At 38.9% G+C, this 12,283-nt stretch carries 11 protein-coding genes; 2 read left to right on the forward strand and 9 right to left on the reverse strand.

The window, feature by feature from the left end; translation table 11 throughout:
- Window positions 1–142 precede the first annotated feature (142 nt).
- Complete coding sequence (locus RHO12_02720; protein WVD66695.1) at window positions 143–1,429, forward strand: serine hydrolase; 1,287 nt, start codon at window positions 143–145, stop codon at window positions 1,427–1,429.
- A 45-nt stretch (window positions 1,430–1,474) separates the two neighbouring features.
- Here the strand turns inward: RHO12_02720 and RHO12_02725 are convergent, their stop codons facing one another.
- The 8 genes from RHO12_02725 to RHO12_02760 all read right to left on the reverse strand — a co-directional run bounded on the left by RHO12_02725 (window position 1,475) and on the right by RHO12_02760 (window position 10,610).
- Entirely contained in the window at window positions 1,475–2,002 is a 528-nt protein-coding gene (locus RHO12_02725; GenBank protein WVD66696.1) for a hypothetical protein, read from the reverse strand.
- Window positions 2,003–2,019: 17 nt separating this feature from the next.
- Window positions 2,020–3,084: a fimbrial protein gene (locus RHO12_02730; protein ID WVD66697.1), complete on the reverse strand. Its 1,065-nt coding sequence runs from the start codon at window positions 3,082–3,084 to the stop codon at window positions 2,020–2,022.
- A 14-nt stretch (window positions 3,085–3,098) separates the two neighbouring features.
- Window positions 3,099–5,633: a fimbria/pilus outer membrane usher protein gene (locus tag RHO12_02735; protein ID WVD66698.1), complete on the reverse strand. Its 2,535-nt coding sequence runs from the start codon at window positions 5,631–5,633 to the stop codon at window positions 3,099–3,101.
- Between the two features lie 114 nt (window positions 5,634–5,747).
- The gene (locus RHO12_02740) at window positions 5,748–6,431 is read right to left on the reverse strand and encodes a molecular chaperone (protein WVD66699.1); all 684 of its coding nucleotides are present in this window, start codon (window positions 6,429–6,431) and stop codon (window positions 5,748–5,750) included.
- Window positions 6,432–6,999: 568 nt separating this feature from the next.
- Window positions 7,000–7,593, reverse strand: coding sequence for a hypothetical protein (locus RHO12_02745; GenBank protein ID WVD66700.1), 594 nt, complete (start codon window positions 7,591–7,593; stop codon window positions 7,000–7,002).
- A gap of 491 nt (window positions 7,594–8,084) precedes the next feature.
- Window positions 8,085–8,729 carry a 3-oxoacid CoA-transferase subunit B gene (locus tag RHO12_02750; GenBank protein WVD66701.1) on the reverse strand — a complete coding sequence of 215 codons (645 nt, stop codon included), beginning with the start codon at window positions 8,727–8,729 and terminating at the stop codon, window positions 8,085–8,087.
- The gene (locus RHO12_02755) at window positions 8,726–9,397 is read right to left on the reverse strand and encodes a CoA transferase subunit A (GenBank protein ID WVD66702.1); all 672 of its coding nucleotides are present in this window, start codon (window positions 9,395–9,397) and stop codon (window positions 8,726–8,728) included. Before RHO12_02755 ends, RHO12_02750 begins: the two co-directional genes overlap by 4 nt.
- Window positions 9,390–10,610, reverse strand: coding sequence for an acetyl-CoA C-acetyltransferase (locus tag RHO12_02760; protein ID WVD66703.1), 1,221 nt, complete (start codon window positions 10,608–10,610; stop codon window positions 9,390–9,392). The genes RHO12_02755 and RHO12_02760 overlap by 8 nt, the downstream gene beginning before the upstream one ends.
- Window positions 10,611–10,820: 210 nt before the next feature.
- Here RHO12_02760 and RHO12_02765 point away from each other — a divergent pair, with 210 nt between their 5' ends.
- A complete protein-coding gene (locus RHO12_02765) occupies window positions 10,821–11,732 on the forward strand; it encodes a LysR family transcriptional regulator (protein ID WVD66704.1) in 912 nt (303 codons plus the stop codon).
- Window positions 11,733–11,809: 77 nt separating this feature from the next.
- On the opposite strand, the gene RHO12_02770 is transcribed toward RHO12_02765, so the two are convergent.
- Entirely contained in the window at window positions 11,810–12,238 is a 429-nt protein-coding gene (locus RHO12_02770; GenBank protein WVD66705.1) for a copper resistance protein NlpE, read from the reverse strand.
- Between the last annotated feature and the right edge of the window lie 45 nt (window positions 12,239–12,283).

A 12,283-nucleotide genomic window follows, 5' to 3' on the forward strand; every position in this document is an offset into this window, starting at 1 on the left:
CACTTAAGCTATTTTTACAAATAAATAGCGACGTTATTTGTAAAAATTGTTAGTTAAATAGTAACCTAATGTGTAATGCGACGGCTCGCTGAGTAAATACCCCAGCGCGTTATTATCGATAGACACAAATGTGGAGAATAAAATGAAATTAAAACCCTGTTTAGCACTGTTATGCTTAGCGATGACCTTACCTTCGCATGCACAAACCAGCAACTGTGGCATTGAAAACTTAACTTGCCCAGCGGTTATTGACCAAAATTTGCCGGCGGCAAAAGATATGTTAACCTGGAGCCAACAAGATCGGGTAGTTGGATTTAGAAATACCTATCGAACTTATGCCGGAGATGTATTTAAAGCCACCAATCCGCAACCGATCCCGCAAGATTTAAAAGATTTGACTAGCATCAGCTACCAGTTTGATGGTCATGCTTATAGCTTAAATGACTATATTCAACGTAATGATGTCACTGGCATGATGGTGATTAAAGACGGCAAAATCGTTTGGCAATATTATGGCAATGGCAATGATGACACCACGCTTTGGACTTCACGCTCAGTCGGTAAGTCGGTGGTGTCAACCTTGGTTGGGGTGGCGTTAAAAGAGGGTAAAATAGCCGATTTGGATGACTTAATCATCAAATATAACCCTGATGTTAAAGGCACCGTGTGGGAAAACGTCACCGTTAGGCAACTATTACAGCATACATCGGGCGTTGAATGGGGCGAAGATTATACTGATCCCCATTCTGATTTTGCTCAGTTAACGTTATGTGAAGCCGGTGATGACGTGTATAACTGCGTCAATAACTTAATTAAATCACCGAGCAGAAAGGCTTATGCCAAACCGGGCGAAGCGTGGTCTTATTCATCCGGCGGGGCTTGGTTATTAGGCGATACCTTGGAAAAAGCAACCGGAGTACCGATTGCCACTTACCTGCAAGAAAAGATCTGGCAACCTTATGGTATGGTTAAAGATGGAGTATGGCAGAGTTATCAGGTAGGCAAACACGATGTGGGGGCTCATGGCTTTAATGCCACGCTTGAAGATTGGAGTAAGTTCGGCTTATTTATTGCTAATAATGGCGTATTACCGGATGGGACCGCGGTACTGCCAGATAATTGGGTGAAAGAGGCAAGAACATGGAATCAAGCCAAAAACTCAATCACCGCCCGCCATCCTGATGGCGCTTATGGCTATGAGTGGTGGAACAATAGCCTGCCAGCCAATCTTAGCGATAGCGTGAGCAATAAACTAAAAAGTAGCGATACGCTATGGGCATTGGGTATTTTTGGTCAAATAATTATGGTCAACCCTGTGGAAAATTTGGTTATTGTGCAATGGTCAGCTTGGCCGAAAGCAGAGCCTTCGTTTGATGCCCAACCATTAGAAGCATCATTAATGTTTAATGCGATTGCCGATAAGCTATAATTTGAAGTATCCATTTGGATATTGCAGTTGATGCAATATCCAATTTTATTCATAAGAAAATGCTAATGTTACCGAGGTATCGGCTATTCCAGCAGTTGCTGCTGTCACGTCCTCAGCTTGTCGATAAAACACCTTAAAATTAGCGACCTTATCAATACCAGCATCAACATTTATCGCTACTGTTGAAGGTGCACCTAAATATGAAACTGATTGAACGGCTCCGCTTGTTACATAACGTATAGCCGCAACAATTCCTGTCGCTCGATTTTCTTTGCTAGAATTTATACCAATATGGTAATAATGGTCAGGTTTATATTGATTATCTTGTAATCGGACTTTAATATTTTTCTTTTCTAAACAAGAAAATGTAAGATTAAAATCCATAGCGTTGTTGTCAGCGCCTAGCATTTTTAGAGGTAAAGCTCCAAAATCAAATTCTGTTTGCGAAGACGTTACACTGCATGTTTGTTGGGTAACCTTTCCGGTGATATTAACTGTTATAGTATCGTCAGCATAGCTTACTGCACTAAGTAGCATCATGCTTAATAATGTGAAAATTAATTTTTTCATCATATCCTCTGCTAAAAAATTTATTGATAAATAAATACTAAATCAACAACTGCATTTGCCTCACCAGCAGTTAGTTTTTCATTCGTTCTAACATATTTGAAAGTAAACGTTGGCGAAAACGTTTTCTGCCCCTTTAATCTATTTTGACTTATGTTAATGACCGTGTTTAACGTTTGTAGGGTCTCACTACCGGTGTTGGTAAGATCTGCAAAAACCTGTACTCCAATCCCCTTTGCCGTTCCGCTTTTTTCATCCTTAGCGCCAGTCAAAAAAACTGTATTAGTGTTGTTAGCCGTATCACTTTGATCTCTAATCTTCACCGCTGGCCAACTATTTAGGGGACAATCCAGTGTTACCTTTCTGGTAAATGATTTACTATAGTTCTCTCCTGGTTTTAACAGTTGAAACTCAGCTATATCAATTTCGCCGAAGGGAAAGTTACTAGCCATTTTGTCGTCAATAGTGCAAGTAGGTGCAGTAATAGTAAGAGTGCTTGCAGGATAAGCAATACTATTGAGAGTATCATTATTGCTACTAGTGCATGTTACTTCTGTTGCCAGTTGTTCTTTATACTCTAGTAGATTATAAGAACCTGCTTTTATTCCCACTGCTTCAGGTAAATAAATGAATATCCATTTTTTATCTCCATAACTAATCCCAGTCTCAGATACAGTAAAATTTTGCGGTTGATCAGAAATAGGGCCTGGTGTAGCTATAACATTATTAAATATTTTTCTCACTAATTTAATATCTGTAATAACACCAATACCTGGAATTCCGCTATTTTGAATTGGATAGATAGAATTATCGTATGAATAAGTACCTATTAGATCGGGATTTTTAAGTTTAATTGATATATTGTTAATTATCTCATTTGTATCTGTTGTATAACATATGTCCCCTCCAGTGCCAGCTCTAATGCCCAGTTCCACCTGCGTTTTAGAATCAGAAACTTCCGCTGTTTTAATCGTTCCACCTGTTGACTGATGCTCTGCTTTATCCTGCACCAACTTTGAATAAACTGGCATGGAAAAAATAGTTAATAGGCTAAATAATAGGCTAATAATTGGCTTATTGTTGTTCATAAATATTCCTCTTTTTATTGCGCGCATTGAGCGGTAATAAACTTAATTGCATCTTCAGCTGAGTCAGTAGGCAGTTGATAGTTAATATGACACTGTTGCTCGTCATTAATCCCCCACTTAGCGGTAACATTACCACTTTCTGGCATACCGCTTAAGTAGACTTCGCCATTATCGGCCACAATACCACTATTGTTTGGCACCACATCATTGCCGTTATCATCGACTAAGCTAACAACGGTACCAAATGGCAACGCCTTACCGTCTAAGCTTAAGGTCATTAATACACGGTAACCAATACGGGTATTAATTTTTGCCAATACCACCGCGCCCTTAGTTGGTACCACGGTTACTTGACTATTAGTGACATCGACATTGCCCGCTAATTCACTTACATCAATACTAATGCGGTTTTCAGCATAAGGGGAAAGATAGGGCTTAATGGCATAGCCCCAAGCATTGGTTTTAATACCCTGCGAATTTTGTATGGCAATATTCTTTGCCCCTGAAGCGGTAACTAAGGCAATGGTATCGCCGACAGGTTGTGACAATGTCACACCATAAGGGTGAGCAATAACTGCCCCTTGTATGCCATAATTAAATCGCTCGCTATTTGGTGTATAACTATAGCCCATATTAATATTAGCATTACTACCTTGATAACCAAGATAGGCATTACCACCAACCGAGTGGTCTTGCTGATCATAACTTTGTTGTGCTGAGTAACTTAAATTGCCCTCTAAATTGCTACCGGAAATCCCTGTTTGAATCGTCGTATTGCCTTTACCAGTATAATTAACACTTGACGACATATAATTACGCGTCGATAACCACTGACCAAGTGGAATACTGACATTAAACGTAACTTGATGCGCATTAGTATGACTGCGCGTTGAATTGGTGTAACCATATGATAACCCATAAGATACCGAGTTATATGACACATTATAGCCGGCGCTAATATTGCGATCCTGACCGGCAGTGTTCCAGTAATCTTGTTGATAAGCGCTGATATAGACACTACCATAACTGGCTAAGGATTGATTTAAGTTGATTTGATAGCGTGAACGTCTATTATCATCCGTATTTAAATGGGTGTTTTCATTAGCTTGATAAAAATCATAAAAGCCATTCGCTGAGTAACGCGTGGTATTAAAACTAATCGTTGAGTTGGTTTCTTGTACGGTTTTGGTATATTGTAGGCGATAGGCTTGACCGGTTTGCTTTTTCTCTTCAAAGTCAAAGCGGGTTGAGGCATGTTGCGCATCGACAGACAGCGCACCAAAATTACCTAAATCAAAGCCAAGACCGAAAGCATACGATTGATAATCACTAGAGAATAACCCGCCACCGTAAGCCGTTATATTACCTGGTAAACCGTAACTGATAGTGCCTTCGACAAAATTAGGCTTTTTAGTATTATCCGAGTTCGAACGGTACTTACCGGCGGTAGCCGAGTACTTAAGGCTACCTTGGCGCTGCATAACCGCCAGCGAGGAAAAAGGCACCTCAAATAACTGTTTATTACCGTTCTCTTCCTCAACCGTAACCTCTAAGTTACCACTATATGAAGTTGGGTATAAATCATTAAACACAAAAGGGCCTGACGAGACGTAGGTTTGGTAAATGATCGAGCCATTTTGCCGTACGGTCACTTTGGCATTACCCTGGGCAAAGCCGCGCACCACTGGCGCAAAGCCGCGTAAGCTATACGGTAGCATACTTTCATCCGAGGTTAACTTAACGCCAGTAAATTGAAAACTATTAAAGATCTCGCCAGTAGTGCTTACTTCACCGAGCGCTAGCTGTGATTTAATTGGCTGAAGATCGCGCTCAACATAGGTATTAAGACTATTCCATTTACTTGAATCATCGCTATGCTGGTAAGTCGAATTATTACGTAAACGCCAGGCCCCTAAATTAGCGCCGCTGCGTAAAGTTACAAATTGGTTATCTTGATAACTTTTATTACCGTTATTTTTATACCATGACCGCGCCCCTGTCAGGCTATAGTTTAAAATAAGGGCTGGCATACCTTGATCATATAAGGTCGGGTCAATACTGCCGCGAATATTACTATTCATCGCGATTTGCGGAATGTTAATTTTAAGAACTTGCTGCGAAAAAACAAATTGAGTCGTGGCAAATTCAATATACTGGTTAAGATTATCAATTGTCGCGTTGTTGGCTAACTCTTTTAAAGTGGGAATAACGCTAGTTTTTACCCCCCACTCAGTCAGCATCTGCTTAGTTAATACAGGCTCTAATTTGTTGTCATTATCTGATTTAAAATCAATCGTTTTAGTACCGACCGTTTTATCATTAACGATAATATTAACTGTATACTCTCCGGGTAACTGACCGCCTGATACCGAAAATTGCTCTAAACTTTGTAAATCCGCAAGATTAAAGCCATCAATATTGCTAAGTGCACTGGGATTAAAGTAATCTTTAGCATAAACCCGGCTTGCGTTAAGCCCCATCACCGACATCGTCATCAGTAATGTTATATAAGATGCTAATTTATTAAGCCTATACTTATCCTGCAACACAGTTATCTCACTCTCAAAATTATGGGTAAACTAGGTCAATACCTATTTAAAATATAATATAATTAAATCTATCCAGTTAGTTTTTGCAATATGGTTCTACCACGCTTATCTATCTCAATTTAGCTTTTGCGATGCAACGGATGTGGTGCCGCCAAAATCATTAATCGCGCTCCACTCGACTCGGTTACTCGCCTTAGGTTTTACTGGCCAGGTTGCCTGACTAAATGGTGCGACAAAACCAGCATTATCGACTGCCTGACCGTTAAATTTCAGCTCAGATAAATTAATATAATAGGCAGTTGGATTGTCGGCAATTAATGCCTGTTTGGCGGTGTCTACTTTAAAGGTTAATTTTTCATAAGCGGCACTGGCGTCTTTTTCTTGCAAACCTTTTGGTCGATAAATCAGTTTAATTTGGGTATTAATCGAAATATTTAGTGTGTTTTGCGCCTCAGGGTTTGACGGCGCGATGCCTTTAACATTTAACCAAAATAACGACTCGTGATCTTGAGGTAAATTATTTTTTGTCAGCACCACTCTTAACGCGTTAGATGATTTGCCCTCTAAGCGAAAAAGCGGCGGAGTAACAATAAAATTAGGCGCTTTTTTATCGTTTAAACTGACCCATGATTGCACCAAATATGGATTAGTATCGGGATTACTCACGTTGATGGTAGACTCATTTTTATTACCATCAAAGATCAAGCGCGTACCACTGAGTACCAACCCCGCATAGGCGTTTAATGACTGGACTGAAAAAGCCAACATCACAAAGGCCATAATAACTTTACTCTTCATCTAAACACTCCTACTGTTTTAATCTATTTAATTTTAATAATCATTGCGATTGTGTTTTGCCATTTCACTCGCTTTTGTATCGATAATTAGCTTTTTTGACAATTAATAATCTTTTTTTATTTTTTAAAACTTAAAAAAATTATAAAAACAAATAAACACTTTTTAAAAAATAATGACGCAAATAATAAAGCATAACGGTATAATTACAACGTCAATTTTCTGAAATAAATTGTAAAAATATAGTAATACGTAAGTTTTTTAAGAGTAAAAAATGGTGAAAAGTAAAAAACTTACATATAACCAAATAAGTTATTAATAAAAGACGTTAAAAAACGTTAATTCAACCGTAAAAAATAACTATTAGTTATATATTAAAAATACGATAGCCTCATTTTAATATTACTAAAAATGAGGCTATAAAGTACAAATATCATATTGCATAAGGACTAATTAGAGCAATTAAAGACTAGTATCAAAAAAATTTTTATATTGATATAGCTTTCCTTTTACGTTAAATCTAGTTTACAAAATATGTATTTGCACAAATAAGAATTGACGAAGTAATAACTTAGCTATACGTGACATTCATTGTAACAGTACCTGCTACTTTACCACTTTCAATAGCTTTACCTTCTTCAGCATCTGCTATTCTAACTAAGCTAAATTTAAAAACTGGAGTATCAGTGACTTTAACAGGAGTATCCATACCATTAGTAAGAATGGTTTCTGAATCGCCTGTACTTTCTACCGCAATTCCTATCTGTTTTTTAACATTTTCGCCGCCTTCTGATAATGCAAAATACTGATTATCTTTACCGATAGGAGTGCCTACAAATTTAATAGATGCGTTAGTTAATGCATTACAATCGTTGAAAGAAACAGTAGCCTCTTTTCCATAAGACGGTTTATCCAACACAAGTTCAGATGGACTATGTGTACCGAAATCAATATTAAAAGGAGTGTCTTCATTAACGCTAAGCGAGCCATTAGCATATTCTTGACCACCAATAAGAATTTTACAGGTTGAATCTTGAAATGTTGCTGATAAATTAATCTTTACACCATTCTCTATACCAGCAGCATATGCTGTTGTTGTATTAACTGCAGCAAAACCCATTGCGGCTAAAATTGTAGATATTAATAACATTTTCTTACTGTTCATTATGTTTTCTCATTTAATTAGCATTTTTAAATGCAAAAGTTAATTTATTTATCGGCCATCGATAAATAACGGCATAATATTAAACCAAAATAGTATAAAAACAAAACATTTATAGATAAATAAATGTAAAATTAACGTAATAAAGTTTAAATATTATTTAAAAAGCGAATTTTGATGCTTTTGCCAACACTATAATACATTTTTTTTTATAAGCAACTCATTTTATTAAATATATCAATTTATCTCCTCTCGCAGCCTAGACTAAAATAGCGCAAATAATAGAATAATGGCCATTAATTAGCCCTGAGACCATATCGATTAAAGGTTATTTGGTTAGTTAAATGATGATAGTTAAATGGTAGTAGTTAAATAGCAGTAGTTAAATGGCAATAGCAAAGCTTGCTAAAGCGTGATTAGTGCGGGTAGCTTGAGTAGTTAATATAAATCAAACACCTATTGAGCAAGTGTTTGATTGTTGGCTAAGGCATAAATTAGCTTAGATCGATATATAAATCGGCAGCCGTGGCGGCGATCACCTCTTCAACACAGTATTGCGGGTTGACTTCAATTAAGCTCAATCCAAAATCGGTGACCTTTATCACGCCCATTTCAGTAATAATCAGATCAACGGCATTAACTGCGGTTAAGGGGAGTGAACACTGTTTAAGGATTTTAGCGTTGCCTTTTGAGGTGTGTTCCATCGCCACGATCACTTTTTTAGCGCCGGTCACTAAATCCATGGCGCCGCCCATGCCTGGCACCATTTTGCCGGGGATCATATAGTTGGCAATATTACCTTGTTGATCGACTTGTAGCGCCCCTAAGACCGATACATCGACGTGCCCGCCTCTGATAATACCAAATGAGGTGGCACTATCAAAAAAGCATCCGCCCGGTAAAATTGTGACTGGCTGACCGCCAGCATTAACAATTGTCTCATCAATCTGATCATCTGCTGGGGTCGGCCCTAGGCCAGTAAAGCCGTTTTCTGACTGCAAGGTGATGTAAATATCGGTTGATAAAAAATTCGCCACCCGAGTAGGTAAGCCAATGCCTAAATTGACAATATCACCGTCATGTAACTCTTTAGCGACCCGCTTAGCAATATAATTTTGCATCTGCTCTTTATCCATCATGAACATGCTCCTTCATTTATAATGTAATCAACAAATATTCCTGGCGTCATTACCTGATTGGGATCAAGTTCGCCGATTTCAACCACCTCATCGGCTTCGACCAACGTAATATCAGCCGCCGCGGCCATCATATTATTAAAATTATTCATTGAGCCTTTATAGATCAAGTTACCGGCTCGATCCGCTTTTGCGGCAAAAATTAAGGCGACATCAGCTTTTATCGGTTTCTCTAGCAAGTATTGCTTGCCCTCTAGCGTGATTTTTTGCTTGCCTTGTTCAACTAAAGTGCCAATTCCAGTCGGCGTTAAAAAACCACCTAACCCATAACCAGCGCAGCGAATCGATTCAATCAACGTTCCCTGCGGAACTAATATTACTTCGGTCTCCCCTGCGCTCATTTGTCTTGCCGTTTCTTTATTGAGTCCAACATGGGAAGCGATAATTTTGCTAAATTTTTTGAGCAACACCATCTTACCGACGCCTTTTTGCGGTAATCCAGTATCGTTACAAATTAAAGTAAGGTTTTTGATATCTGTCGCACATAGGTAATCAATTAATGTTTCCGGTGAGCCATTTGCCATAAATCCGCCCACCATGATCACCGAGCCATCTTTAATATGCGCGAGGGCTTTTTCAATATTGACCACTTTATTTATTGATTTATTCATTGTTGTCTCCATTACTTTGCTGATGCGACACAATCATCGCAATGCCTTGCCCGCCGCCAATACATAAGGTAACCAATCCTTTTTGTGCTTGCCCTGTTTGCGCTTGGCGCTTTTTCATCTGATAGATAAGTGAAATTAGCACCCGTGCGCCACTGGCGCCAATAGGGTGACCGAGCGCAATCGCGCCGCCATTGACGTTCATTTTTTCAGATGGAATGTTAAGCGTGTTTTTAACTGCGATGGCTTGAGCGGCAAACGCTTCATTGGCTTCAAAAAGATCAATGTCGTTAATCGTTAGGTTGGCTTTTGCTAATGCTTTATGACAGGCGGGGATCGGTCCGGTTCCCATCAGTTCAGGGGCGACACCGGCAGAGGCACACGCGGTAATGGTTGCTAGCGGTGTTAATCCCAGCTGTTTGGCTTTTTTACCACTCATCAGGATCAAAATTGCTGCACCATCATTGATACCTGACGAATTACCCGCGGTAACGCTGCCCTCTTTTTTAAAAGCTGGCTTTAAACTGGTTAACGCGTCGAGCGTTAGACCCAATTTAGGGTATTCATCCTGATCAATCACGACGCTATCGCCTTTGCGTTTAGGTAGCGTAATGGGTACGATTTCGGCCTTAAAACGGTCTGCTTTAATTGCTGCCTCGGCTTTTTGCTGACTTTGTAATGCCAGTTGATCTTGCTGCTGGCGAGTAATTGCGTATTGTTCGGCAATATTTTCGGCCGTAATGCCCATAGGGTAGTGATTAAATGCATCGGTTAAACCATCACGCAGCATGGTGTCAATTATTTGACTGTCGCCCATTCTTAAGCCAAACCGGGCGTTAGGCAGGACATAAGCTGATTGGCTCATGTTTTCGGTGCCGCCAGCCACAATAATGTCGGCATCACCGCACGCAATCGCTTGAGCGGCTAACTGCACAGTTTTTAATCCTGAGCCACAGACTTTATTAACAGTAAAGCTGGGGACGGTATTAGCAATACCGGCCAGGATCGCAACTTGCCGAGCGACATTTTGCCCTAGCCCGGCTTGTAATACATTACCGATAATCACTTCATCAATCTCTTGTGGATCTAATGAAATGCGTTGCATCGCTTCTTGGAGTGCAGCAACGCCCAAATCAACTGCGCTAATATCTTTAAACGCCCCCCCAAAACGACCAATGGGCGTTCTTACTGCTGAGACAATTACAACATCTTGCATAGCGTAATCCTTCTTTTTATAAGCCAATATTTGCAGATATGCTAAGTGATGTTTTTTTGCTTGTCTAAGTCTTGTTTTTTATAGTGGCTATAAGATAAGATTATAGAAAATAATCGATGATAAGCATACTTAGCCTTTAAAACCGGCATTTCATCTTATTGCCATCCGCACTTATTTATTAATCAGGTCGCTAACGTATAGGTATATATTATGGATCTACGGCATTTACATTATTTTGTTGAAGTGGTTAACGCTAATTTTAACCTCTCATTAGCCGCCAAAAAGCTGTATATTTCACAACCCGCATTAAGCCAACTGATTAAGTCCTTCGAAGATAGCGAGAATATTGAGCTATTTGAGCGCTCTAAAGGTCGATTACAAGGGCTAACCTCGGCGGGCGAAATTTTTTATGACAATGCCAAAAAAATATTATTGCAATACGATACGATGCTAACTGACATTCGCGAAGGCGCGACCAAGTTAAAAGGTAAAGTAAGGATCGGCATCCCGCCATTAATTTTAGGTATTGTGTTTGCTGATCTGGTCGCTCAGCTGATTATTCAACACCCGGATATTGAGTTTGAAATTGTTGAAAAAGGCGCTTATGAGTTAAGTAAAATGTTTATGGTTGATGAGTTAGATTTTGCTATTTTACTTGATCCTACTAATATTAATGGCGATATTATCGATGAGCATCTATTGCAGCAAGATGAGTTAAGTGCGTTTATGAATAATCAGCACCCTCTGGCCGCAAAACATCGACTCGATTGGCCTGACTTACACAATCAATTGATGGCAATTTTAGATCCGTCCTTTATTATTCAGCACAAACTACAAAAGCAGTTTAATGCTTACGATATTCGGCCCAAAATTGCGGCGATGTCATCATCGTGGGATTTTTTAATGTTAGTAGCTAAAAATTCAGACTTTATTACCGTGTTACCCTCACCGGTACGTCACTTTTATTTAGATAAAAATATGGTTGAAAAGCGATTTAATGATCCTATCTCATGGAAAGTGTTGTTATGTCGGCCGAAAAAAGCGCGTTATAATCATATCAATAGCTACGTCTTTACCTATATTTTGGACTATTTTAATCAGGGTAAAGGCAAAACAGCATAAGTTATATTATGCTGTTTTGTTAAGCGCTTAGTTAAGCAGCTTAGTTAAATTAACAAAATACACAAAATAGGAAAAGTCTATTTTGCTTGAGTATTTTCGTTATTTGCAGGGACTTTAGTTAACGTGAAATTTAAATTACTTTCAATGCGGTTGCCATCTATCGCATAAGCAGTTACATAGCCTTCACCAACAAAGAAGGTGAGCATGGTACCATCTTCAGGTAAATAAATTAACGGTTTGACTGTATTCCAGGTGAATTTACCGACTGTCGCTTGTGGTGTAGATAACCATTTGCCTTTTTTGTAGGTTCTTTCTAATTTAAATGTATCATTATCATTTAGCGTTAATGATACGCCGATTGCTTCACAATCTGCACACGGGAAAATGCCTTGATATAGCCCTGGCCAATCAAGCGAAACTTTAGCGATATTTTCCTGCGGGTAATTATTGGCTGTAGAACACCCCGTCACTACTATGACGGCTAAAATAATAGCTAATTTTTTCATATAAACTCCTGTTACCATTCATTAAAATTATCTATGTCTAATAAT

The organism is Orbaceae bacterium lpD02 (assembly GCA_036251875.1).
GTDB lineage: Bacteria > Pseudomonadota > Gammaproteobacteria > Enterobacterales > Orbaceae > Orbus > Orbus sturtevantii.